Here is a 24,886-nt window from a genome sequence, read left to right as displayed (position 1 = left end):
GCAGCATTGTCTGCCGGGCTTCGCTCCTTTTCCGACTCACTCCGCATGTCTGCCTGCAACCTGGACCTCCAGCCAGAACGTGGCACCCTTGCCGGGTGTTGATTCGAAGGCGACCTGCCCCCCCATTCGTGTCATCAGCTCCCGTGTAATGGCCAGACCCAGTCCGGTTCCGCCTTTCGAGCGCCGGTCGGATGCATCAACCTGAGAGAATTTCTGGAATATCAGCTCCTGAAACTCTGGCGCAATGCCGTTGCCATGATCCTGAACGCAGATCCGCACTGTACGGTCAGTCTGCTTCGTGAACACCGTCACCTCGGAGTCTCTGTGAGAGAACTTGATGGCATTGGACAGCAGGTTGTCCAGTGCCTGGGCCAGTCGTCTTCGATCAACGTGAACCGGCACATCGGCCAGTTCATCCACTCGTAGGCTGACTGATTGCTCTTCGGCGAAACTTCCGATGTTTTCCACGCACTCCTGAACGATGTCAGGAATCCGGTGATCTTCCAGCTGGAAGATCATTTTGCCTGCAACCAGCTTCTCGATGTCGAGCAGGTCGTTGATCAGAAACGTGAGTTGCTGACTGTTACGGTACGCAATGCTGGCCAGGTTGGACGCTTTCTCCGGTAGTTTGCCTGCGGCGTTGTGCACCAGTAATCCCAGCGATCCGGAAATGGATGTCAGGGGTGTGCGCAATTCATGGCTGACCGTGGAGATGAACTCGTTTTTCATACGGTCGGCTTTTTTCTGCTCTGAAATGTCTTCGGCAATCAGCCAGATGACGGGGCGACGGTCGTATGTATCGAGAAGTTTCAGGCCATGCAGGACCACCGGTCTGAGCTCCCCTTCAGGTCCCGGCAGGTAGCCTTCCTGTCCGCTGAACTGAACCTTCCTGCTCAGTTTCTCCATGATCCCGAGGCCATTCGGAAGTCTGTTTCCGTTTTGGTCGTAAGCGATCTCGAAATAGTCGAGAGAGTCCGCATCGGTCCCGATAATTCGTTCGAAGCTTTTGTTGGCCCTCAGCAGCGTCCTGCGTCGGGCGTTGTACAGGCCGATACCGATAGGTGCGAGTTCAAACAGCCCCCAGAAGCGCTGCTGCATCTGTCGGTCCTTTAGCAGCAATTGGGTCAGCCAGAAGGTGACGCCAGTCACCAGGAGAATGAAGAAAATCAGCGTGCCGCGGATCAGCCAGGGAGATTCAGGATGATTCGGCCAGCCGGACCCGGGCTGGGCGAACAGTGTCCAGCTCGCGCCCGGCATATTCAGCGACGTTCGGACGGGATTCTCCCAGTTCGCCTCGGTCGTTCCGAAGAAGATGCCGGCGGTGTCTTCCGGATCTGCGGACACAGACAATGCCGCTGCGGCGCTTCTGGTGGCGGAAGCAAGGTTCACCGATTCGTAAAGGCTGGGAAGGTCGAGTATTACAGAGATCACGCCCCAGAACTCTCCGGATGCGGTCTCGAAAATCGGAATACGCGCCGCCAGTCCCTGTCCGCCCTGAACGAGGTTGATCGGTCCGCTGAATATTGCCCGTTCTGATTCCAGTAGCCTGTTGATCTGTTCCTCGGACAGGCTCTGCGAGGTCAAATCAAGACCGATTGCAGCCTGATTGCCTTCCAGAGGGTAGATGTGACGAATGACGAAATCCGGGGCCAGACCGATATTTCTCAGTTCGGGTGCGAGCCTGAAGATAACCGAAGCAAGCTCTCTGAAACGCGTTTCCCCGATTTGCGGGTTGACCGACACATTTGCCGCGAGCCCCCACACTGTCTGGACATTCTGTAAAATTCTGCTCTGGAGCTGAAGGCTCAAGTCGTCGATGCGGGCCTGCCATTGTTGTCGCACGTCCGAGCGGAACTTCTCGGTGCTGGCGGTATCGACAATGATGGCAACGGATACCATCAGCAGGATCACCCCCAGTCGGGCGATCCAGATCAGCGAATGAAAAAACCGGCGGTCGTGGGTTGTTGTCGTCATTTTTTTTCTGGTTGTTGGTCCAGGGGTAGTTCGAGCCAGAAGGTTGCGCCCTGTCCCTCGCTGGATTCAAAATCCACGCGGCCGCCCATCTGGACCATGATTTCTTTGGTAATCGCGAGCCCCAGTCCGGTGCCCCGTTTGCCCCGGGTGTCTGAACTGTCGGCCTGGGCGAACTTCTGGAATATACGGGGCCGGAAACTCTCTGGAACACCGGAACCCTGATCAATAACCCGGATGTGAAGGTGATCATGCCTGACCAGGGTTGTGACCCGCACCTGTGATTTTTCCGGAGAGAACTTGATGGCGTTCGAGAGCAGGTTGCCCAGAGCCTGGCCAAGCCGCTGGCGGTCGAAACTGGCGGCAAGGTCCGGGAGGTTGTTCTCAAAAGTCACCGTGACAGCGCGATCAACGGCGTATGTCTCAAGGCTCTCGATGCTCTCTTCAATCGCGGGGGAAACCGGCTGCCTCTCCAGGTCCATGGTCATCTGTCCGGAGACGAGCTTCTCCATGTCGAGCAGGTCGTCGATCAGGTGTTTCAGCTGATTGCTGTTCCTGAATGCGATCGAGATCATCCGGTGGAGTTGCTCGGGGAGCTCACCCAGGGAGCCACTGACCACCAGACCGAGTGACCCGGCGAGAGACGTTAAGGGTGTGCGAAGTTCATGGCTGACGGTGGAGATGAATTCGTTCTTCATCCGGTCCACTTTCTTGCGCTCGGAAATGTCCTCAACCAGGGACCAGAGCAGCGACTGACCGGACTTGCTCTCCACAAGGACGCCCTGCATCCTGACCGGGTAACGAGTGCCATCTCTCCGTATCACTTCCTGTTCAAAGGGACCAAAACGCCCCAATGTCTGAAGCTCACGAATGGCCTGATCCCGCAAGGGTGCGAATTCGCGGGGGGTATAATCCCAGTAATCGAGGTTGATGAATTCATCGCGTGTATAATCGGTATTTTCCACCAGTGCCTGATTGGCATCAATGGGACGACCGGTAACATAGTCACTCAGTGCAATGCCGATGGGTGACAGCTCGAACAGGGCCCTCAGCTGTTGTTCGCTTTCCTCCAGCGCCAGGGTGACCCGTTTCTTGTCGTCAATGTCGGCAATAAACCCGTGCCAGATGGTGCTGCCATCCGGCAGGCGCTCGGGGGTGGCGCGTCCTTCCACCCATTTCCATACCTGAGCCGAGTTTTTGACCCGATACTGATGGTTCCAGATCTGGAGCGTGCTTTCTGAGTGCCTGATGGATTCCGCCACCCGTGACCGGTCCTCGGGGTGGATGGCATCGAACACTGCGCTGGCATCCGATCTTGCGGATTCCGGGCTGACGTTGTACACGTGCCGGATGCCCTCGCTGGCGTAGGGAAACGAGGATCGGCCATCGGGAAACGCACGGTATTGATAAATCATGCCGGGAACGTTTTCGAGCAACTTCCTCAGGGTGTTCTCGTGGGAATGTTGCTGGAGGAGGCTGGCAATCCATCGGGCCATCAATACGACAAACATTCGGTCGGCCTCGGTGAAAGCGACCTCCCTCGGGCTGCCGGAGGAGAAGTTGAGCGTGCCGAACAGTCGGTTGTCCACCTCAATCGGGGCAGCGATGTAGCTTTCGAGTCCGAATTCTTTGTAGCAGAGGTGGTGCTGAAACTCCGATTGGCCCATATGGTTAATGGCAAGGTTCTCTCCCTGCCCAAGCAACAGCGCGCAGTAGGTCTTTTCTACCGGAAAGGCGGTGCCGGATTGCAGGCCGGATTCGGCGGGGGCGTGAAACCATCGGACGGTATAGACGTGGCTGGTTATTTCGCTGACGATACCGACGTCGAGTGACAGGTGCTGTTTGCCGAGTTCCAGGGCCCTGTTAATTCTCTGATCCAGGGTCCCCGGAGTTTCAACCGCCAGTTCGTTGAGAATGGCGAGCGCCGTGTTCTGCCTTTCCAGGCTTTGCATGACCTCCGAGGCAGGCGCCTGCGGAGAACCCTCTGGCACTCCCTTCGCGGATCTACTCATCCTTGGGCCTCCGTCTGTGTTGACTCTGTGACCGGTGTCTCGGGCGTCGGTAATTCGATCCAGAAATGAGCGCCATTGTCGTTGTAATAGCCCACGCTGCCGTTCATTAACTTCGCCAGCTCATAACAGATCGCCAGCCCGAGACCGGTCCCTTTAATGGACCGTGTGGTGCCGGTTTCTGCCTGGGCGAAGCGCTTGAACACTTCCCCTGAAAAGGTCTCCGGAACCCCCGGGCCCTGATCACTGACGGTGATTCTGACCCGTGAGGAAGCGGTTTTCCCGGCGCTGACTGACACGCTCCCGTCTACCGGCGAGAACTTGATGGCATTGCTGATGTAGTTATCCAGAACCTGGCGCAGGCGATGGCTGTCCGCTAGGCAGGTCAGGTCCTCCGCCACCTTGCAGGTGAGCGTGACCCCGTTGTCTGCGGCCATGGTGGCATTGTCCCCAATCGCTTCCGACACGACAGGCGCGAGTCGGGTAGCACAGATCTCGGTTTTCATGCTGCCTTCGGACAACTTGTTGAGGTCCAGCAGGTCGGAAATCAGTAACTGCAGGCGCTCCCCGTTTCTGAGCGCAAGGTTGGCCATCTTCTGCGTGTTTTCATCGAGCCTGCCGGTGGCACCGGAGGCGATGAGGCGCAGAGCGCCGTTCATCGAGGTCAGAGGCGTCCGTAGCTCATGACTGACAGAAGACATGAAATGATCTTTCATGTTGGCCAGTGCTTCCCGTTCTGCCAGTAACTGATTGAAAGCCCTGGCTAGGTTCCTGACCTCCGCGGTTCCGACCTCCCGGAGTCGGAATGCGGAATCCGGTTGTGCTGACATTCGCTGAACGCGGGCGGTCATCCGGTCCAGTGGCGACATGGTTCCCCGCGCCAGGATATAGCTGATGATCGCCAGAATCAGTGCGACCAACAGGGCGATGATGGCGAAGCGTGAGAAGGATTCACGGGCCGGAACCGTTGCCCGGCCATAGGGGACCGCCCGCACAAACATCCAGCCCAGTCTCTGCAGATGATGAGCGGCATAGATGAGAAGTTCACCCTGATCGTCGATCACCTGGCCAAAAGTGATGCCGGACAGGGCTGCGTCGATGAGGTTATCTTCGCCGGGGTTTGGCAGCGGCAGAATGTCCTGGGAGCCGCTGCCGGAATCCACCTGGAGGAAGTTCTCGGTATCAATGATGCGTTGCGTCACGCCTGCGGAAACGCCGTTGCGGGAGTTCAGTTCCGGCAGCAGGGATGTTTCGGTCAGATCCAGGGTCCCGCCGGCAAAGCCGAGCAGGTCTCCCTTATCGGATAATATGGGCGCAAGAAATGATAACAGTGGCTTACCGGTGACCCTGCCGACAATCGGCTTGCTGACAAGCGGCTGACGTGTTTCAAGTGCTCTCCTGAAATGGGCGCGATCCAGATAGCTGGTGCCAATTCTGCCTTCAACCGGGATGTTCTCGGCAATGGCTCGGGCCTGGTCATCGAAAACCAGAAGGCTGGCAGGAAACAGTTCCCGCAGCTTTGACTGGCGCTTGAGTGCCGCCTGCAGCTTCGGGGCCGGTGGTAGGCTATCGCCATCGGGCAATTGGGAAGCAAAGGCGGTCAGCGCATTGAGCCGGAGTTCGATCTTCTGGTCGACGCGTTCGGCCATACGGGTAGTTTCCAGGGCCTGGCGCTGGGTGAGAAGATCTTCAAAGTCATCCACCAGAGCCTGATAGGCTATGCTGACAATCACAAGCACCGTAACCAGGCTGCTACCCAGAATTATCAGGGCAACACGGCTGCCAAGAGAGAGGGAACCTGTGAGTTTCAATAGGGACATCGCTGAGTAGGCCATGATCTTGTTATATGTCGTCAAGACTAGCTGAAATTGCCGTAGAATATCAGGCATAGTTCAGTGCTTATTGTCGGGGTTTGGAATGGCGAAGGATTCATCGGCGGAGATTGCAGTAAAGCTTGATAGCTTGCGCCAGAGTTTTCGGCAGAAAGCCGTCAGGGATATGAACCAGCTTGAAGAATTCCTCTCACGTATAGCCGACAAGGAGGCCAGCAAAGAGGAGCGCAGAGCCGTCGTAAAGACAACGTACCACCTGTTGCATCGGCTGGCCGGCTCAGCCGGCACCTTCGGCCTGGGGGCGTTGGGCTCGGAGGCGCGACAACTGGAGCAATCCCTGAAGCCACTGATTGAACCTGGTCCAGGCGTCGCAGCGGGAACCGGCCGGACACTTGCTCTGGAAGAAGTCCTGACGCCAGAGTTTTTCAGCCGCGCCCGTCAATTGCGAACATTTCTGGAACAGGCGGACAACAAGTCTCGTGAGAGTGTCGATGTCGCGCCCGCGGAACCCGTTTTGGCGCCTTCGGAAGCCGCCATCACGGTTTTTCTTTGCGACCTGCCGAATCCTGTCAGTGTGTTTCTGGAACATTCCCTGACAAACCATGGCTTCACGGTCGACAGGGTGGATGTGTCGGAGCTGTTGAACCTGAGCGGTGAGGTGTGTGCCGGGTCACTGGCCGTGATTACCAGTGAAGAGGCGGTTGCCAGTATCGCCAGCGCACTCCAACTTCTCAAAAGGCAGTATGGCATTAACTCCCCGCCGCTGATCTGCACTGGTAACCATAACGACTTTGATAGCCGGTATACCCTGGCGGAAATGGGCGCTGATGCGCTGTTTTCGGAGCCTTTGGATGTGCCCTTACTGGCGGAGCGGATCGAGCGTCTGATTGACGAGCGAAGCAAGGCTGTTCCCGGCAAGGTGTTGATTCTGGATGACGACGAAGACCTGGCGAAACACTATCAGTTGGTACTTCAGGGAGCCGGGTTTGATGTGCACGTCATCAGCGATCCCGAGAAGGTCATTATGGCGCTTGCTGAATGTCGTCCGGATATCATGCTCCTGGACGTTCGGATGGGACGCTACTCCGGAGTCACCGTTGCGAAGCTGATTCGCTTCGAGCCGGAATGGCTAGGTCTGCCGATTATCTACCTGTCCTCGGAAAAAGACTGGACGGTTCAGCTTGATGCGCTGGCCCAGGGCGGGGATGAGTTCATGACCAAGCCTGTTTCCGATGATTACCTTGTCCGTGCGGTTCAGGTGCGGTGTTATCGGGCCAGACAGCTCAATCAGCTGGTTATTCGTGACAGCCTGACCGGCTTGTTGAAGCATTCTGTCATCAAGCAGGAAATTGAGAGGGAGCATGCCCGCTGTCTGCGTATGGGGCATGTCTCGACCGTGGCTATGATCGACCTGGATCATTTTAAACGGGTCAATGACCGTTATGGTCATGGTACCGGTGATCATGTCATAAAGGCGCTTGCGAATCTTCTCAGACACCGTTTGCGTTCAACTGACTTAATCGGACGATATGGGGGAGAGGAGTTTGTCGTGGTATTGCCCAATTGCACCGCCAATACGGCAATTGATGTCCTGGGCAAGATTGGTGACGGCTTCTCGGAGATCCAGTTTGCAACCAATGAGGGGGACATTTCGGTGACATTGAGTGGCGGGGTTGCAGAGCTCAGTGCGTTCAAGACAGCGAGTGACGCGTTGAATGCTGCCGATGAGGCATTGTATTGGCGGAAAAAGGCAGGCCGTGACGGAATCACCGCCTGGCATCCGCACCCATGACACATGGTCGATACCCATGAAGATACTGATTCTCGAAGATGACAGGCCGTTGGCAGACCTGCTGGAGACGATCGTTGCCGGTCTTTTCCCGTCCGCCAGCATTTCCGTTCTGGATAATGTCAGTGTGGCCACGGAACAGTGGTTGAAACAGGGAGCGGATCTGATCCTTCTGGACTGGAATCTGCCGGATGGTTCCGGACTTGATCTGGTCAAAACGGTCCGCAAAGAGGATGACAGTACGCCCCTGATCATGATTTCGGGCCGTTCTGACCGGGATTCCGTCGTGGCAGCGGCTCATTACGGTATCAACGGCTACATCACCAAACCTTTCAGTGTCGAGTTGGTCCGCCAGAGGTTGGCGGTACTGATCAGCCCGGAAGCGATTGCCCGGGACGCCGAACCTGACCTCGACCGGCTACTGGAAGCCTCCGTCGATGCTGTAATCCAGCTTCCTACTTCGATTGATACTGCGTCCGTGCTGGAGTTGATGGAACGAAAACAGGCACTTTCACCAGTAGAACTCGTTGAGCTTTGGTCGAGTGAAGTGGCACTGGTGACCCGCATCCTGGATGTGGCCAACAGTGCCTCTTTTCAGAAAAGCGGTCAGCCTGTTGGCAATATCCGCAGCGCGATTGGCACCATTGGCGTGGACATGGCTTTGCAACATGCGCTGGCCCTGTCGCTGGATGTGTCCAGCCACTTACAGGAACAACGGCTGGCCACCAGGGCAAAAAGTTTCATTGAGATGGTTGAAAAAGTGGCCAGTGAAGCTCGTCAGCTAGCCGGTCATCTGCGCTTGGACCCGTCCGAGTTTCACAGCGCAGGGTTGCTCAGTCGGATTGGTGAACTGGCAGTTTTAAAGGTCATGCAGCAATACGTTGACGGTGGTGGAACGCTCACGGATGAACAGATTGAAAGCGGGCTGAAGACGTGGGCGCAGGCATACGGCAATCGGCTGAAAGTGCAGTGGCGTCTGCCGATTCAGTTGCGCAACCTGGTAGGTGCTGTCCACATGCTGACCAGGGACACAACCAGCGAATCGGCGCTGGTTATGCGTACCGCCGCTCTGCGGGCGCGAGGCGAGCAGAACTCCCCTGAGTGTCAAAGATTGGAAAGGCGGCTGGGGTTGGATCACGATGAGTAAGCGCGAGGCTGTACTACAGAAAATTCTGTATGTCGAAGACGAAGAGGATATTCGTGCAGTGGCGGAACTGGCCCTGGAGTCCGTGGGTGGTTTTACCCTCAAGAGCTGCGCTTCGGGGCAGCAGGCCCTTCGCGAAGGGCCGGACTTTAGTCCCGACCTCATCCTGCTGGATGTCATGATGCCGGGAATGGACGGTCCGTCAACGTTTGAGGCCCTGATGTCGATCCCTGCCCTGGCGGATACCCCCGTCATTTTCATGACGGCAAAAGTTCAGAGTGACGAGGTGGCCTACTACAAAAAGCTGGGAGCGGTTGATGTCATTCCCAAGCCGTTTGACCCCATGGGGCTTGCGGACCAGATACGTGGTATTTGGGCAAATATTGGGGATTGAATCACATGCAGATCCTGACGTGAGGGTGCTGCCTGAAGAGCCAATTTCCGGTAAGCTGGTAGACTCTTCTGTCAATCTGGCACTTTCTGGAGATGCACCATGCCTGCCGATCTTTCCCGGGACGAACTGCTTACCAAACTGAACCTGGAAACCTCCCTGATAAACTGGCATGACCTGCAAACCTACTACGCTCGAGGGCATGTGGTCCGCGTTGGTCCCGATCTGGACTTGCTGGATGTTGCCGCGGAACTCGCCGCCGACAACAAGGAGCGCTTTGAGCGGTGGATGAAAGAGGACCGGATAGGGGACGTGCCGCCTAATATGGCGCAGGCCTGGTATGATCGTAACGCCGAACTCTGGGCCGTTGTTGTAGCGCCCTGGGTGTTGGTTCAGGACCGGTCCGGCAATGATCTCCACTGACGGGCCTGGGTGGGTAGCGTGAAGCTCCACTATTTTCATGGTCGCGGCCCCTTGAGGGCACTGGTGATGGTTCGTGACGGGCGGCGGGTAGAACTGTTTCTGAAGCCCGTGGGGGAAGAGATCTGGGCACTGGTGGCTCTGAGCGGCTCGCAATCCGGTCAGCCGGAAAAACACCGTTGTCAGGGACCATATCGCAGTATTGGCCAGGCCGAAGCGGTGCTTCGCGCCGTAGCCGGTGCGCTGCTGGAAAACGATTATATACCACGGCCAGAGGATCATGTGGTCTGGTCGGTTCCGGCTCAGCGTCTCGCCCGCACCATTCGCACCGACAGGGCGGCCAGAGACGGCAGCTGCCTCTTTGATCCCGATCAGTACGAACCTATCGGCTGAACCTCTCCATTTCTTCTATTTTGAGGACGTCATGTTAACCGGTGCATTGCTGATTCTTGCCCCGTTGTTTCTGGGGTTTGCCCTGGCCCTGGGAAACCGCCGGTTAATGACCGCGATTCACTACACCGTGGAAGGCCTGGTGTACTTCATCCTTGCGCTGCTGGGCCTTGGTCTTGGGCAGATGGAGGGTCTTGCCCAGCAACTGGGCAATATGGCCATTCAGGTGGCGGCACTGGTGGTCGTGCTGTTGCTGGCGAACCTGGCAGGATTGTGGTTCTTTCACCGCTGGCAACCGATGGACGTGGTTACCAACGGAAATTCATCCCGACCAGGCTATCGGCGCCTCTTCCTGGCAGGCCTTAAGCCGCTGGCTGCCGTTGCCGCTGGCATGCTAGCGGGGTATTTTGTCTTGCCCGACCTGCCAATGGCGGAAGACCTGGCGACCTGGTCACTGATGTTGCTGTTGTTCCTGATCGGGCTTCAGTTGCGCAATGCTGGACTATCGCTGCGTAAGTTGCTGTTGAATCGCCAGGGACTGGGTATCTCCCTTGCCATGGCCGGCAGTTCACTGATTGCGGGTCTGGCCCTAGTGCCCTGGATAGATCTGGCCTGGCATGACGCCCTGGCGTTGGCCTCCGGCTTCGGTTGGTATTCGCTGTCGGGCATTGTTATCGGCGAGGCTCTGGGGCCGGCCTGGGGCGGGGTGGCTTTCCTCAACGACGTGATCCGGGAAATCATCGCGCTGGCCATTATTCCGTTGCTGATTGTCCGTCGTCCCGCCATGGCGATTGGCTACGGTGGCGCCACCGCCATGGATTTCACCCTTCCGGTCATACGCAGTAGTGGTGGGCTGACCTGTGTGCCGGTGGCAATTGCCTCCGGTTTCGTATTGTCATTCCTGTCGCCGGTGCTGATGGGCGTGTTTCTCTCACTGGGGTAATGGGGGCGTGGATTTTACCCATTGGCCGGTGAGGCGCCTGACGGCACTCAGTATATCCAGTATTTGCCCCGAGTTTTCTATGGACAGACCCTGTCGTACCGCCATCGTCAGTATGTCGGATTTCAGCGCCTGGTAGCGGGTTTCGAGAGGAACAAGAATGTCAACTTGGCTGCTGTCATCCGCTATCAGCTGTCGAATGTGCTCAATATAGCTATCGAGATCTTCCGTGAGCCGGGCGTTCTGTAACTGCATCGTTGCAATCTTCAGTTCGACAATATTGGGCGCCAGTCGGGTGGCCTCATCCAAATAGCGGCACCGCCGCACGCATCGCGTCAGTTCCTCCACCAGGGGCGGTGACATGGATTCACCGCGCAAGCGCATTATATAGTCGTAGATTGCCAGATTAAGCCGGTTGATGGCCTCGGTTTTTGGTTCAAGTTGGGCTGCCTGCAAGCCTTCACGATCCAGCGCTGCGCGGACGACGCCGTAAACCAGTTCCCGCAGACGATGGATTTCGGCGTTTACCGCCGCTACCGCCAGATCTGGCGTGGATGTCAGGGTATCGTCCAGATGCCGGGGGTGAGCACTGTCTTCCTCAGCGCTGCGGAAAAATCGTCCCAGCAGACGAGTCATTTGTGGCACAAAGGGCAGAACAATGACCGCGCCCAGCACATTGAACAGGGTGTGGAACAGAGCCAGAGACACGGCGGCGTTAGCTTCAAGGTTCAGGAGGTCTGCCAGGACGGCCACAAACCACAGCATGATGGGCAGGATCATCATGGCAATCAGCGCGGTCACGCCATTGAACAGGATGTGCCCGACTGCCAGCCGCCTGGCATTGGCGGTAGCCTTGATAACGGATAGGGCGGCGGTTGAGGTGGTGCCCAGGTTGGCGCCGATGACTGCGGCCGCGGCGTCATCCAGTGACAATAACTGGCTTGCAGCGGCGGTCAGGACGACCGCCAGTGCCGCACTGGAGGATTGGGTCAGTACGGTGGCAATGAACCCGATGCCCACAAAAATCAGCCAATGATAGTCATTGGCCAGTAATGCGCCGTTCCCCAGGCTATCGGTAAAGCCACCCAGTGCGTCCTTCAGTAAAGATAAGCCCAGGAAAAACAGCGCAAACCCCGTCAGTGCCTGGCCCAGGGAGCGTATTTTGTGTTGTGACGACGTGAGCTTGATCGCCACGCCGACGGCAAGGACCGGTAAGGCAAACGCCTCAATCCTGAAGCCAAAACCCACCAGGCTGACCAGCCAGCCGGTCATGGTTGTGCCAACATTGGCACCAAAGATCACGCCCAGTGCCTGACCAAGGTTGAGCAGGCCAGCGTTGACGAACCCGATAGTGGCCACCGTCACCGCGCTGGATGACTGAACAATGCCGGTGATGAGCAGCCCCGCACCCAGGCCACGTAACGGTGTGCGTGTCCAATGGCCCAGCAAATGCCGGAGCTGCTGACCGGCAAACCCCTTCAGACCATCGGTCATCATCTGCATGGCCAGCAGAAAGAGTGCCAGCCCACCAAGCGCAGTGAACATCAGTTCCATGGCCACTCAGCTCCTTTGGGTGGGCGTAGCCGCAGTGTCAGGCAGCCCGCGTCAGCTCGGGAAAGAATGTCCTCAGGCTGTTCTGATAAGTGTGGGCAAGTACTTCCGACAGGGGTAATTCCTTCACCTCGGCGATTTTTTCGGCCACAAACGGAATGTAACACGGCGCATTCTCACGTCCGCGGTAGGGCACGGGGGTCAGGAACGGCGCATCGGTCTCCAGTAGGATCTGCTCAATGGGCGCCATACGCACGATGTCCCGTACATTTTCCGCTTTGTTGAAGGTGGTGATGCCATTGAATCCCAGGCACCAGCCCTGATCCAGAGCATAGCGGGCAAGTCCCGGGCCGGAGGTGAAGCTGTGAATCACACCGCGACGGGTCAGGGTGTCCTCGAATTCACCAAGTATGGCAATGGTGTCATCGTCTGCTTCGCGGCTGTGAATAACCACGGGGCGGTCAGTATCACAGGCGATCTGGAGCTGACGCCGGAACACCTGTCGCTGAACCTCCCGGTCGGCGTTGTCATAGAAGTAATCCAGCCCGATTTCCCCTATGGCAACGATCTTGTCGTCGCCGGCGTGGGTCCGGATTTCAGCTTCCGCCGCATCGGTGTAGCTTTCTGCTTCATGGGGATGAATGCCCTGTGTGCCATACACCCAGGGTGCAATCTGACTGAGCTCCCGGACTCGGGCGAGGTTGTCCGGTGACACGGCAATGGTGATCACTTTCTCGATATTGACCCGCCGTGCCTGCTCCAGAATCTCCTCCAGCGGGTGATCCTTCAGGTAATCCAGGTGGCAGTGTGTTTCGATGATCGGATGATCAAATACGGGAATCTCGCGACGTTTTTTACTCATTGCCAGGTACTACACTCCATCGCAACCAGAAATTTGGCTGCTATTCTGAAAGTTTGATCAGGTAAGTTTACCAGCTTGTGCGATTGTTGACCTGTATAGCATTGATAGGCTGTTACCCGGAGTATCTTGATGACACGATCGGCGTTTGCCCGTTCCTTCCTGTTTGACCCGGCGACCCCCCGTTTTCGGGATTACCCGACTCTACAGGAGGATGACGCTTCACTGCCCGGGCTGGAAGCCAGTCTGGAGAAAATCGGCGAGTACCAGCGCCGCTTGTGGGCGAACCAGGCCAGGGCCCTACTGTTGGTTGTGCATGGGCCGGATACCAGTGGCAAGGATAGCCTGATTCGCACCCTGGCCACCTACGCGGACCCTGCCGGATTTCATGCCTGGTCGTTCAGCCGGCCCCGGGGTGCTGACGCACGTCACGATTTTCTCTGGCGGGTCACGCCGCTACTGCCTGCGTTCGGTGAAATGGTGGCGTTTAATCGCAGTCACCACGAGGCGGTGATTGCCGAGCGGGTTTGGCCGGTTCATCAGCCTGCAAGCTATAACTGGACCAACCGGTACCGATCCATCCGCAATTTCGAGAGCCATCTGGTGGACGAGGGCACCACACTGATCAAGATCTGGCTGAACCTGTCTGAGGATGAACATCGTGAGCGTCTGCTCAAGCGGCTCGACAAGCCCCGCAAGCGCTGGAAGTTCGATCGGTCCGATATTGAGGGTTGGGAGAAGCGTCACCAGTATGAGGCGTATGCTGAAGAGGCCCTGGCGGCGACCCACACGGAGGACGCACCCTGGTTTATCGTGCCCGGGGATCGAAAACCCCAGGCCCGCGCAATAGTGGCAGCACTACTGGCGGAGCTGTTACAGAAGCTCGCACCGGAGTATCCGCAGGAAGACAAGGGCGTGCTTGAAGAGTACCGACGCCTGTTGGCGAGGAATGGCGTGGAATAAACAAAACGGAGAGGCCGCATGCATATTGTTGTTGTCGGTGGCGGTGTAGTGGGTATGACCACCGCCCATGAACTGAATCGCAGGGGCCATCAGGTCACCGTGTTGGAGCGCCACGGAATTGCCGGAAATGAAACCAGCAAGGGCAACGCTGCCCAGCGCTCCTACGGTGTGGTCTATCCCTGGGCGGATCCCGCTATGGTGTTCAAGGCGCTGCCCTGGCTGTTCAAACAGGACGGCCCCCTGAAATTGCGGGTGCCACCCTCTGTGGAGGCACTCAAGTTCATGTTCGCCACCCTGCGCTATGCCTGGTCTCCGGGACTGTTCGGTCTGAACCGGCGTGCGATGTTACGGTTGGGCATGCATAGCCGGGAACGTTTTCTCACCCTTGAGAAAGAGCTGGATCTGGCATTCGACGGTGGCCACCAGGGTTTGCTCCACTTGGCCAGCACACCGGACGCCATGGAAGGTTATCGGGCCACGCACGACCTGCTGAGTGAGCTGGGGATTCCCTCCCGTCTGCTGACCCCGGATCAGGTCCGGGATGCGGAGCCGGGGATGATTGGGGACGGCCCGCTGTATGGCGCCCTGAGCTACGACTCTGACGGCACAGGTGATAGCCATCTGTTCTCCCGGGAACTGGCGAAAGCGTGTGAGGCAAACGGTGTGACGATCCGCTACAACGTGGAGGCGGAAGATCTGATTGCCGGCGATCACAGGGTCAGGGCCATTACCCTGCGCAGAGAGGGCGGGCTACTGGAAACCCTTGAGGCTGACGCTTTCGTGATCTGTGCCGGCTGTTGGTCCAATCATCTGGTGAAACCTCTGGGACTCGACCTGCCGATATACCCGGTCAAGGGCTACAGCCTCACTGTGCCCTTGAAAGACCCGGATCGCGCGCCAGCTTCCACGATCCATGATGATAACTTCAAAGTCGTCTCCACCCGCCTGGGTGATCGTTTGCGGGCTACCGGATTCCTGGAATTGACGGATTTCAACCGAGATATCCCCGAGGCCAGACTGGCGACGATTCGCAAATCCGTGGAATCCCGTTTTCCGGGATGTGCCGACCTGAATGCCGCCGAAAGCTGGACCGGCTTCCGCCCCATGACTCCGGATGGCCCAGCCATCATCGGTCGGGGTCCCAGAAAGAACCTGTACCTGAATACTGGTCATGGCACCTTCGGCTGGACTCTGTCAGCCGGCAGTGCCGATGTGATTGCTCAGGTCATTGAGGGAGAGGAGCCGGCAGTTTGTCTTGATGCATTCCGGCCTGGACGATTCGCGGAGTGATCAGTCAGTGCGGCTCTTCTTCGCAGCGACTGCGCGCTCTATGTTGCCGCACAAGGTATGAACGAATCCGATATCCCGGTCAGTAAGCAATGGCAACCGCTGGAAAACCCAATGGGACAATTTCCCCTCGGCCGGCGTGTCCAGGGTCGGCAATAACGTCTCCAGCCGCTGCCTGAGGGCGCCAAGCCGGGCGGTGCTGGACTCCGATTCTTTTTCGGATGTGGTGGAGACGGAAAGCCCGGACATTTCCCAGGCATACAGCATCACCGACTGGGCAAGGTTCAGGGAGGGATAGGCTACCTTCATGGGGATGCCGGTCAGCAGATCACACAACGCCAGTTCCTCATTGGACAGCCCCCGATCCTCCCGGCCGAACACCAGAGCTGCCGTGGCCACCGAGGAGCCCTTGCTGGCCAGCACCGCCCGCAACCGCGAGGGCTCGTGCCAGTCCTGACGCTGGTGCCGGGGTTTGGCGGATGTACCCATCAGCAGGTCTACGGAGTTTCTTACCGCCGCCAGATCAGGGAAAATGCGCGCATTATCCAGAATATGATCGCTGCCATGGGCCAGCCAGTGGGCTTCCGGGCGGGTGTGCAGGTCGGAGTTGACCAGCCAGAGCTCGCCAAAGCCCATGGTGCACAGGGCACGGGCAGCCGCTCCGACATTTTCGGGAACCTTGGGTTCAACAAGTACAAAGGCCAGTTGCATGACAATACCTCCGGCGGCGAGTTTACACGACCCGGCAGAAAGTGTTTACAAGCACTGGCAGCAACTCAACCAGTGGCTGTCAGCGCATCAGGCACTGTGGCGAACGGCGCCGTTTACTGATCCGCGGCCTGACTGGACGGTGCAGTACCCTGAGCTTGCCCGTTATATCGAAGGGCTCAGTGACCGTGCCTGTAAGCTCTTTGACGAGCACCCGGAACGGCTGGCGGAGCGGCTGAGCGAATTCCTGCCATCGCTCGGCGAAAGACAATCGCTGGTGACGCTGCCGCCAATGACCGATCAGCAGGAAATTGTGGCGGCCAGCACCCTGCCGGAAACCCGTGCCACCGATATGCCCGGGCGCAAGCGTCTGCAGGCCGGTGCGTTCGCCGCCGCCGTCCAGCCCCTGGCTCACCCGGTGCTCGACTGGTGCTGCGGAAAGGGGCATCTTGCCCGAACACTTGCGGCACAAAGCCCCGCGCCAGTCACAGGGTTGGAGTGGAATGACGCACTGGTGATGGATGGCAACCGTCTGGTTCGCCGCTTCAATGACGATGTTACCCTGCATCGCCAGGATGTGATGGCCCCGGACCTCACCCTGTCTGAGAGCGTTCACGGTGTGGCGCTTCACGCCTGCGGGGATTTGCACCGACGGTTGATTCGCAAGGCTTCCGAACACAGCGCAGCCAGGGTGAGCTTCTCTCCGTGCTGTTATCACCTGACGGCCACGGCGGACTACCGACCGATGTCGGATCGCGCCAGGGCCTGCGGCGAGGCGCTGGCGCTGAACCGCAATGAATTGCGGCTGGCGGTTCAGGAAACGGTGACCGCGCCGGCGCGGGTGAGGGCGGAAACCGCGCGCATCAGCGGTTGGCGCCTGGGGTTTGATGGATTGCAGCGGGCTCTGCGCGGCGTGGATGATTACTTGCCAGTGCCCTCGCATCCGGCGCGGCTGGCGGGTGCGGATTTTGAGACCTTCTGTCGCTGGGCTGCGGAAAAGAGAGGGGTGGCATTGCCGGCAGGGATCGATTTTCACCATTGGCAGCGTTTTGGTGAGCGGCGATTATCGCAGGTGCGTCGCCACGACCTGGTACGCCACCTGTTTCGTCGGCCACTGGAACTCTGGATGGTGCTGGATTATGCGCTGTTTCTGGAAGAACAGGGGTATCAGGTCATGGTGGGGACTTTCTGTGACCGTGCGTTGACCCCCCGTAATATTCTGGTCGACGCCGTCAGGGCTTGCGGTACTCCACTTGCTCCACACAGCCATCCTTGAAGTACACGTAGGTCAGCTCGTACAACGCGCCATAGTATCGGGTGTGGTACACCCAGGTTTCCTGTGGTGTCGGGTAGGTTTCGGGCGGGCGTCCAAAGGCCCTCAGTACGTGGTCTTTGGTCATGCCTTTCACCACCTGGTTGCGGGTCAGGTAGGTGCGCAGATCGGTTGAATTGATGAAGCGGCAGGTGCTTTCATCCTGGGTACTGGAAGACTGTTGCCTGTCCTCCGTTTCCTCTGTGGTGTTCGGTTCTGGTGGCAGGTTGTCGGCAAAGTTGCCGCCAATGTGGTTGTCTCTGATGGTGATCGTTTCAGCATTGTCGCTGCAGGGCTGGTCGGAAAAGCTGGGGCCGGTATCGGTGTTACAGCGATAAATCTGAGCCTGAGTGGCTGTGGACAGCGCCAAGGATGCCAAGAACAGAAACCGGAAGGGGGTCATGGGACTTTCCTGAGTCAATAAAAAAGGCGCCCGAAGGCGCCTTTTTGAGGATAGCCGAGATTTCTATCAGCGGCTAACCTGGATGCGGGCTTCAACCCGACGGTTCTGGGCGCGGCCTGCCGGCGTATCGTTGCTGGCGACCGGCTCTGCTTCACCGTAACCCATGGCGCTTACGCGATCGGCATCAACACCCAGTGACTCTGTCAGACGGTTGGCGACGGCCTCCGCACGACGCTGGGACAGGTCGCGGTTGTAGCCGGCATCGCCGATGCTGTCAGAGTGACCGGCGATTTCCACGGTTGTTTCCGGGTACTCAGCCATGAAATCGGCAACCTTCTGGATTTCCGCGTCGTAGGTATCATCGATCTCGGCGCTGTTGTTAGGGAACTGAACGCGCAGATCGATGGTTTCCACGGTTTCAGTCACGCCTTCACAACCAGTGTCATCAACCTTGGCGCCGGCTGCAGTGCCCGGGCACTGGTCTTTGCTGTCGACCACGCCATCGTTGTCGCTGTCCAGTTCGCAGCCCTTCATGTTAACGCTGGCACCGGCCGGTGTGTTCGGACACTCGTCGCGGCTGTCTGCAACGCCGTCATTGTCACCGTCAAGCTCGCATCCGGCGCTGTCTACAGAGGCACCGGCCGGAGTGCCGGGGCACTGGTCACGGTTATCCGCTACGCCATCATTATCCGCATCCGCCGGTTTCGGGTCCGACGTGGTGCGGTTGAAGGCCAGGCTCAGGCCCAGGGATACCTGGGTATCGAATGTGCTTTCGTCGATGCCGTGGAATTCGCGCAGGTCACCGCGAATGGAGACCATATCGCTGATGTTGTAACGAATACCTGCGCCTACGTTAACGCGGGTTTCATCGTGGTCGGAACCTGCTGTCTGTACAGCCAGAACGTCATTACCAAAGTCTGCATGGCCCGCGCCCAGAGAAACGTATGGGTTCCACGCTTCATCCTGTCCGGCGAAGTAGTAAGTACCGTCGAGGCGAATTTCTTCAAAGTCAGACGAGCCATCCACGTACTTGCGATCGGCATCGGCACGGGAGAAAACCGCTTCAACCGCCCAGTTCGGGAGGAACCGGTACTCCAGGCCAGCGCCGAAGGTGCCGGTCTCGCTCAGATCGCGCTTGTCACCAAAATACTGATAGGCGGCAAACGGGTTAACGTAGATTGTCTGCTGATCTTCGGCCAGGGCCGGAGTGGCAATGGCTGCAGCCAGAGTGGCCACGGTAAGTGGGCGCATGATGTTCATGCAGAACCTCCTGTTCGGTTATCGTTAAAAGCGACTTTTGAGAGTTGCTTCAAGTGCCTTGACGCTAAAATTGCGTGACAGGTTTCAAAAAAACAAAAAAAACTACACGAAACGCATTGTACGCAAGACAGACCTTAAAGGACTCTGGCCAATCAGGCCACTACGGTAAAGTAAAGGTGCGCGCTTTTCTTGCTGAAGTTCAGGGTTTCGCCGGAGTCGAAGCGCACTTCGAACGAGCTGTCATCTTCCGATATGACCACACCCTCCCCGAATATTGCGTGACTCAGTCGATCGCGGGCCCACAGTGGTGCACCGCAGGCTTTGATATCCTGTTGCGAGCCTTCGAGTGTCACTGCCTCGCGGTCCGCATATCGATTGGCAACCTGGGTCAGTGGCGAGTTCGCCCGGAAGGCCTGGTCTCCGGCAGTCCTCTGGTCAAGCCAGGTGCCCAGCTCCGCAGACAGGGGAAAACACAGCTCAGGAATGAACCGGCTTGGGCCCAGGTCACCATCGAGGTGGGGCTGCGTGCTTGCTGGGCGAGTGATCAGGTGCAGCTGTTTCCGCGTCCGGGTCATGGCGACGTAAAGCAGCCTCCGTTCGCTCTCCATAAAGGCGCGGGGATCGTCCTCGGCACGGGGGCTATAGGGCAGGTATTTTTCCTGTAGCCCGGGGAGGATGACGGTTGGCCACTCCAGCCCCTTGGTGCGATGGATGGTGGATAACAGTACGCCGTGGCTGGCGGTTTCGCTGGCCTGTTTTTTCAGCGCTTTGAGGTGTTGCAGGGCTCCGGTGGCATCCACGTCGAGGCCCTTCAGGTAGTCCCGGAAGCCGTGAATGGTATCGATGCGTTCATCCGCGGCTTCGTGGGTCAGTGCGAGGCTGCGAATGCCCTCGTACAGGTCCGTGTGTTCGGCATAAACCGCAATCGCATTGGACACCGGCCCACCATAGCCTTGCAGACGGGCCAGTACCTCGCCCAACTTCCGCAGCTTTTTTGCCGCCATGGGCGCCAGTGCATCGAAGTCCAGGGCCAGCAGCCGTTCGTGCCACCCGGTGCCGAAACCGGACAGGAAGCTGGCGAGCTGCTCCAGTTCCGGTTCCTTCAGACCAACGTGGGGGAAACGCAGAAGTTGTCGCGCGACGGTCAGTCGGTCCTCTGGCGGCAGTTTTTCCAGCTTTCCGGCAATGACCGTCAGCAATGCGCCAACCGCCTGGATTTCACGGCTGAACAGGGCGCCCTTGCCAGCGTCGATGCGGTAAGGGATCTGCCTGGCCAACAGTTTCAGCTCAATGGGCACGCTCTGGCTCCAGACCCGGAACAGAATGGCGGTGTCTGCCCGCTGCTCCGCAGCTTGCTGCTGGAGGATTTCCAGCACGGTGTCGCTGTCACTGCCGGATTCGTGCAGGGCGATACCGGTGTCCGGTGTGGAGGGATGGGAGTGGCAGAGCACGTCCTTGCGACCGGTGTTGTGGCAGATCAGGTGGTTGGCCAGAAGCGCGACCTGATGGCCGTAACGGAAACTGTAGCTCAGGGTCTGTTCCAGCGGGCTTTCGAACTCATCACTGAAGCGTTTGAGGATGAACTCCGGCTTGGCGCCACGGAATTCATAGATGGTCTGATCCGGATCCCCGACCACGGTCACGCGGGCCCGTTCGCCGGCGACGTAACGCAGCAGCAGGTGCTGGATTTCGTTGGTGTCCTGGTATTCATCCACCAGAATCAGGTCCATCTTGTTGCCGACCAGGCGCTGCAACGGCGGGTTCTGGTGAATTGCCATCACTGGTTCATACAGCATGTCGGCGTAGCTTATCCGGCTCTGGCCTTTGCGCCACTGCTCGAAGCTGTGGAACAGGTCGATCAGGTAGCGATGCTTGTCGGAATAGCCCAGTTCCTCAAAGACCACGTCCACCGGTGACAGGGTGGTTTTCACCAGATCAATGAAGCTGGTGGCAGTTTCCACAAAGTCTTTCTTGTTGCGGCGAATGTCATCGGCCAGGTCTTCCGGTGCCAGTCGCCGGGTCAGTTGCCAGGCCTGATAACTGATTTCCTGCTCGCTCAGAATCTTGTCGGAAAACCCCGGCAGATAGCCTTCCCGCACAAACCGTTTGTAAAGTCGCAGCCCCATGGCGTGGTAGGTACGGATTTCCGGGGTTGCCAGACCCCGATTCCGGGTTACTTCCTGCAGCTTGCGTTCAAAGTCCGCCCGCGCGCTGCGGTTGAACATCAGCACCAGCATGCGATCGGGGTCGTGGCCCTGTTCCAACAGGTAGCGAATGCGCCAGGCCAGGGTAGAGGTCTTGCCACTGCCGGCCACGGCGGTAATCACCGAATGCTCGTAGCCTGCGGTGATGATGGCGCGCTGCTCGTCGGTGAGAAAATCCGGCAGTTCCATGGCATGGGGATTTTGGGGTTGGTTTGGCATGGGCGCTATTGTAGCGGGCGGCTAGTAGTACGGATACCAGTCCCGCATAATTGCAGGGATCGTTACGGGGCACAGTGAACGCCGCGATTGTTAACTTCCACAGCAAAAGACAAGCGTTATGCAGAACTACGAATCAATAAACGTGTTGGGCGAAAAGCTCGAAACCTGCAGCACCGATCCTGAAACCGGTTTTTACCGCGATGGCTGTTGTAACACCGGTCCGGATGATTTCGGATCCCACACGGTCTGTACCGTTGTCACTCAAGACTTTCTGGCATTCTCCAGATCCCGTGGTAACGATCTCAGCACGCCGGTACCCGCTTTCGGATTTCCCGGCCTGAAACCCGGTGATAACTGGTGCCTGTGTGCCGCCAGGTGGCAAGAGGCTTTCGAGGCGGGCGTTGCCCCGAGAGTCCGACTGCGAGCCACTCATCAGGCAGCGCTGGAGAACTGCAATCTGGCCGATCTCAAGTCCTGCGGGATTGATCTCAGTTAATGGGGCACAGGCAAGACACCCTGAAACCCGATGTCGCCTGCTGGCAGACTTTGCAGGCCCAGCTTGCGGTCAGGGGTGAGCGCCGCCTTGTGCTGGTGGAAGGGGAGCAGGCCAGCGCCATAAGCTGGCTACGACAATTGCTGCCAGTGTTGGCGATGCAATCGGGCGTCTGGACCGGTACGCGTGATGCCTCGCCGGATGAACGACTGGTTCCCGTGCCGCCGCAGCAGGCCCGGCAGTGGTTGGGGCGTGAGCTGGACGTGGTGGTCTGGGACGGCTGGCACGGTAACCCTCCGGACTGTCTGGCGGCTCTCGCCGGCACCTTGAAAGCGGGCGGGTTGTTGTTCTGGCTAATGCCGCCACTGGAGCAATGGGCCGGTTTTGACGATCCGGATTACCGGCGTACCGGCCTCGATGACGTCCAGCATCACCCGTTTGCCGCCAGAATGTCTGCGATCCTGGCCGCCTCACCGGAAGTCATCCGCGTAAACCCGGAGCTGGGGCACGGCCCCCGGTTACCTGGGCTTGATGATCCGGTGGCGCCTTTTGAGATCACCCGGACGCCGGATCAGCAACAGACCGTCGATGCGATTGTGCGCACCGGTCAGGGCCATCGCCGGCGTCCACTGGTGATAACGGCAGACCGTGGTCGGGGCAAATCTGCAGCACTGGGGATTGCTGCCATCAGGCTGCTGAAAGAGGGTAGAAAGCATGTGGTGGTCACCGCTCCCAGCGCTCAGGCGGTGGATACCCTGTTCCACCATGCACGCCTGGCGGCGGGAGACAGTCTCAGTGCCGATAGCTCCGATACGGCTCTGGTGCTGACGGATGGTCAACGTTTGAGCTTTCTGCCACCCGATCAGTTGCTGGCCCAGGCGCCTGAGGCCGAACTGGTGATGGTGGATGAAGCCGCAGCCCTGCCGGCACACCGTCTGACGCAGATCCTGACCGGCTGGCCCCGGGTGGTGTTCGCTACTACCGTTCATGGTTATGAGGGATCGGGTCGCGGGTTCGCCATCCGTTTTCGTCAGGTACTCAATGCCAGGACACCGCAATGGCGTGAGATAACGCTGAAAGCGCCTATCCGCTGGTCAACAACGGATCCGCTTGAGCCACTGATTGCCCGGCTGTTTCTACTGAACGCGGATGCCCCTCAACAGGTGCCCGCTGATGGAAAGGTGGTTATTGAGCCCTGGACCCCGGCCCAGGCCAGTGAGCAGGAGCTGTCGGAATCCTTTGGCCTGCTGGTGAATGCGCATTACCGGACGACACCTGCGGATCTTCGGCAGTGGCTGGATGATCCCGGTGTCATCAGCTGGCGGCTGATGATCAATGGCCAAATGTCTGGCGTGCTCTGGGCTGCCCGAGAGGGCAACCTGGCACCGGAATTGGCGGAACAGGTGATGCGGGGTGAACGACGTGTGCGCGGTCACCTGTTGCCACAGTCCCTGGCCAATCACAGCGGGTTTGCCGAGGCGGCGTCCCGATCCTGGCTGCGAGTGGTGCGTATCGCCGTCGGTGAGCAGTGCCGTCGTCAGGGGCTTGGCAAGCGCCTGGTAGACAGTGCCGTCGACTATGCCCGGGCAAACGGGTACGACGGACTGGGCACCAGTTTCGGCGGTAGTGAGGATCTGCTGCGATTCTGGCAGCGAGCGGGACTGAAGATGGTCCGTGTCGGTATGAAACGGGAAGCTGGCAGTGGGGAATACGCCATTCAGATGCTCCTTGGCAGTTCGCGCGGCGCCCGGGAACTCATCGAAAAGCTCAGACAGCGGTTGCTGGAACACTGGCCGACCCTGGTCCCTCTGTACTGGCGCGACCTGGAACCGGGGGTGTTGAGGTTGATGACGGCCGATCTTGCAAGGGATCTGCCACTGACGGTGGATGACCGACGGGATCTGCACAGCTTTGCCGCCGGGTACCGGGGGTATGACCTGATGGTGCCGGTACTGCGAAAAGTGAGCCTGGGGCAGAGCCTGTCCCGAACCCTGGCGGCCAGTGACGATGCGGATCTGTGGTGCCGGCGGGTGATTCAGGGGTGGTCCTGGCCCGAGCTTCAGCAGGCGGGTTTGTGTCGTGGACAGAAGGATGGTGAGGCCCGGTTACGCCAATTGACGGGCAAACTCCTGCAGCAGTCACGGAACTTGTGACCGGCTCGATTTAATTGCCCGCCAGAGCTGCCCAGAATACGGTCAATAATAACCAACAGAGACCACACCATGGCCAAGGAAGCCGGCACCGTTCATTCCGTATTCGTTCTGTTCTTAGTCTTCAGTCTGTTTGTTGCCGGCTGTGCCTCCGATCCCGAGGCGGGCATCAGTCCGGAATTGAGGGCGGCACTGGCGACGGATGACGGTGGTGAGACACCGTTGATGGTTGCCGCCGAGAACGGCAACCGTCGGCTGGTAGAGTTTTTCCTGTCCAACGGCGCACAAGTGAATGCCAGTGATGAGGACGGCTCTACGGCTGTGATCCGGGCTGCCAGGAATGGTCATCTGTCGGTGGTGAGGGTGTTGCTGGCGGCCGGTGCCAACGTCAACGTCAGTCAGGGCGGCCGTTCCTTGCTGATGCACGTTGTTGACAGTGGTGACATGCTCACGGCGGAAATGCTGCTGGCCGCAGGAGCTGATGTGAACTACCGGTCCGCTGACGGCGCGACCGCCCTGGATGTGGCCAGAGGCAACGGAAACCCTGACCTGGAGATGTTGCTGATCCAGGCGGGCGCCCGGCACTGATCC

General features: G+C 58.5%; 21 protein-coding genes. 12 read left to right on the top strand and 9 right to left on the bottom strand.

Annotated features, from left to right (window positions below):
- Nucleotides 1-36 precede the first annotated feature (36 nt).
- Genes Q0Y21_RS07635 through Q0Y21_RS07625 form a run of 3 tightly spaced genes read right to left on the bottom strand, consistent with a single transcriptional unit; the run spans nucleotide 37 to nucleotide 5,836 of the window.
- Nucleotides 37-1,974: an ATP-binding protein gene (locus Q0Y21_RS07635; RefSeq protein ID WP_297793339.1), complete on the bottom strand. Its 1,938-nt coding sequence runs from the start codon at nucleotides 1,972-1,974 to the stop codon at nucleotides 37-39.
- Nucleotides 1,971-3,983: an ATP-binding protein gene (locus Q0Y21_RS07630; RefSeq protein ID WP_297793337.1), complete on the bottom strand. Its 2,013-nt coding sequence runs from the start codon at nucleotides 3,981-3,983 to the stop codon at nucleotides 1,971-1,973. The genes Q0Y21_RS07635 and Q0Y21_RS07630 overlap by 4 nt, the downstream gene beginning before the upstream one ends.
- Nucleotides 3,980-5,836 (bottom strand): ATP-binding protein, encoded by a 1,857-nt coding sequence (locus tag Q0Y21_RS07625; protein WP_297793334.1) that lies wholly within the window; start codon nucleotides 5,834-5,836, stop codon nucleotides 3,980-3,982. Before Q0Y21_RS07625 ends, Q0Y21_RS07630 begins: the two co-directional genes overlap by 4 nt.
- Nucleotides 5,837-5,897: 61 nt before the next feature.
- Here Q0Y21_RS07625 and Q0Y21_RS07620 point away from each other — a divergent pair, with 61 nt between their 5' ends.
- The 6 genes from Q0Y21_RS07620 (at nucleotide 5,898) to Q0Y21_RS07595 (ending at nucleotide 10,889) form a co-directional block, all read left to right on the top strand.
- On the top strand, nucleotides 5,898-7,604 hold the full coding sequence (locus Q0Y21_RS07620) for a diguanylate cyclase (RefSeq protein ID WP_297793331.1): 1,707 nt from the start codon (nucleotides 5,898-5,900) through the stop codon (nucleotides 7,602-7,604).
- A gap of 16 nt (nucleotides 7,605-7,620) precedes the next feature.
- On the top strand, nucleotides 7,621-8,748 hold the full coding sequence (locus Q0Y21_RS07615) for a response regulator (protein ID WP_297793328.1): 1,128 nt from the start codon (nucleotides 7,621-7,623) through the stop codon (nucleotides 8,746-8,748).
- Nucleotides 8,741-9,139 (top strand): response regulator, encoded by a 399-nt coding sequence (locus Q0Y21_RS07610; RefSeq protein ID WP_297793326.1) that lies wholly within the window; start codon nucleotides 8,741-8,743, stop codon nucleotides 9,137-9,139. Before Q0Y21_RS07615 ends, Q0Y21_RS07610 begins: the two co-directional genes overlap by 8 nt.
- A gap of 99 nt (nucleotides 9,140-9,238) precedes the next feature.
- Nucleotides 9,239-9,559, top strand: coding sequence for a DUF2288 domain-containing protein (locus Q0Y21_RS07605; protein ID WP_297793323.1), 321 nt, complete (start codon nucleotides 9,239-9,241; stop codon nucleotides 9,557-9,559).
- 18 nt (nucleotides 9,560-9,577) lie between these two features.
- Entirely contained in the window at nucleotides 9,578-9,949 is a 372-nt protein-coding gene (locus Q0Y21_RS07600) for a hypothetical protein (RefSeq protein WP_297793320.1), read from the top strand.
- Nucleotides 9,950-9,980: 31 nt separating this feature from the next.
- Nucleotides 9,981-10,889, top strand: coding sequence for a LysO family transporter (locus Q0Y21_RS07595; protein WP_297793317.1), 909 nt, complete (start codon nucleotides 9,981-9,983; stop codon nucleotides 10,887-10,889).
- Here the strand turns inward: Q0Y21_RS07595 and Q0Y21_RS07590 are convergent.
- Both Q0Y21_RS07590 and Q0Y21_RS07585 read right to left on the bottom strand, forming a co-directional pair.
- Entirely contained in the window at nucleotides 10,878-12,440 is a 1,563-nt protein-coding gene (locus Q0Y21_RS07590; RefSeq protein ID WP_297793314.1) for a Na/Pi cotransporter family protein, read from the bottom strand. The genes Q0Y21_RS07595 and Q0Y21_RS07590 overlap by 12 nt on opposite strands.
- Nucleotides 12,441-12,477: 37 nt before the next feature.
- On the bottom strand, nucleotides 12,478-13,299 hold the full coding sequence (locus Q0Y21_RS07585; protein WP_297793312.1) for a TatD family hydrolase: 822 nt from the start codon (nucleotides 13,297-13,299) through the stop codon (nucleotides 12,478-12,480).
- 129 nt (nucleotides 13,300-13,428) lie between these two features.
- Here Q0Y21_RS07585 and Q0Y21_RS07580 point away from each other — a divergent pair, with 129 nt between their 5' ends.
- A complete protein-coding gene (locus Q0Y21_RS07580; RefSeq protein WP_297793310.1) occupies nucleotides 13,429-14,259 on the top strand; it encodes a polyphosphate kinase in 831 nt (276 codons plus the stop codon).
- Between the two features lie 18 nt (nucleotides 14,260-14,277).
- Nucleotides 14,278-15,549, top strand: a complete 1,272-nt coding sequence (locus Q0Y21_RS07575) for a D-amino acid dehydrogenase (RefSeq protein ID WP_297793308.1) — start codon at nucleotides 14,278-14,280, stop codon at nucleotides 15,547-15,549.
- Here Q0Y21_RS07575 and Q0Y21_RS07570 read toward each other — a convergent pair whose 3' ends face one another.
- Nucleotides 15,550-16,257, bottom strand: coding sequence for a tRNA/rRNA methyltransferase (locus tag Q0Y21_RS07570; RefSeq protein ID WP_297793307.1), 708 nt, complete (start codon nucleotides 16,255-16,257; stop codon nucleotides 15,550-15,552).
- On the opposite strand from Q0Y21_RS07570, the gene Q0Y21_RS07565 reads away from it, so the two are divergent.
- Entirely contained in the window at nucleotides 16,256-17,530 is a 1,275-nt protein-coding gene (locus Q0Y21_RS07565; RefSeq protein ID WP_297793305.1) for a methyltransferase, read from the top strand. The two genes, Q0Y21_RS07570 and Q0Y21_RS07565, sit on opposite strands and share 2 nt — an antisense overlap.
- Here Q0Y21_RS07565 and Q0Y21_RS07560 read toward each other — a convergent pair.
- The 3 genes from Q0Y21_RS07560 to Q0Y21_RS07550 form a co-directional block, all read right to left on the bottom strand.
- A complete protein-coding gene (locus Q0Y21_RS07560) occupies nucleotides 17,487-17,969 on the bottom strand; it encodes a hypothetical protein (RefSeq protein WP_297793303.1) in 483 nt (160 codons plus the stop codon). The two genes, Q0Y21_RS07565 and Q0Y21_RS07560, sit on opposite strands and share 44 nt — an antisense overlap.
- A gap of 66 nt (nucleotides 17,970-18,035) precedes the next feature.
- Nucleotides 18,036-19,229 (bottom strand): OmpA family protein, encoded by a 1,194-nt coding sequence (locus tag Q0Y21_RS07555; protein WP_297793301.1) that lies wholly within the window; start codon nucleotides 19,227-19,229, stop codon nucleotides 18,036-18,038.
- A 152-nt stretch (nucleotides 19,230-19,381) separates the two neighbouring features.
- On the bottom strand, nucleotides 19,382-21,652 hold the full coding sequence (locus Q0Y21_RS07550) for an ATP-dependent helicase (protein WP_297793299.1): 2,271 nt from the start codon (nucleotides 21,650-21,652) through the stop codon (nucleotides 19,382-19,384).
- Between the two features lie 118 nt (nucleotides 21,653-21,770).
- Here Q0Y21_RS07550 and Q0Y21_RS07545 point away from each other — a divergent pair, with 118 nt between their 5' ends.
- From Q0Y21_RS07545 to Q0Y21_RS07535, 3 genes are all read left to right on the top strand, one after another.
- Complete coding sequence (locus tag Q0Y21_RS07545; RefSeq protein ID WP_297793297.1) at nucleotides 21,771-22,148, top strand: DUF2237 domain-containing protein; 378 nt, start codon at nucleotides 21,771-21,773, stop codon at nucleotides 22,146-22,148.
- Nucleotides 22,148-24,298, top strand: coding sequence for a GNAT family N-acetyltransferase (locus Q0Y21_RS07540; protein WP_297793295.1), 2,151 nt, complete (start codon nucleotides 22,148-22,150; stop codon nucleotides 24,296-24,298). Before Q0Y21_RS07545 ends, Q0Y21_RS07540 begins: the two co-directional genes overlap by 1 nt.
- A gap of 69 nt (nucleotides 24,299-24,367) precedes the next feature.
- Nucleotides 24,368-24,883 carry an ankyrin repeat domain-containing protein gene (locus Q0Y21_RS07535; RefSeq protein ID WP_297793294.1) on the top strand — a complete coding sequence of 172 codons (516 nt, stop codon included), beginning with the start codon at nucleotides 24,368-24,370 and terminating at the stop codon, nucleotides 24,881-24,883.
- Nucleotides 24,884-24,886: the final 3 nt, after the last annotated feature.

Origin of the sequence: uncultured Marinobacter sp., from assembly GCF_947259545.1 — a bacterium.
Lineage (GTDB): Bacteria > Pseudomonadota > Gammaproteobacteria > Pseudomonadales > Oleiphilaceae > Marinobacter.
This window is presented reverse-complemented; position numbering and strand designations above follow the sequence as displayed.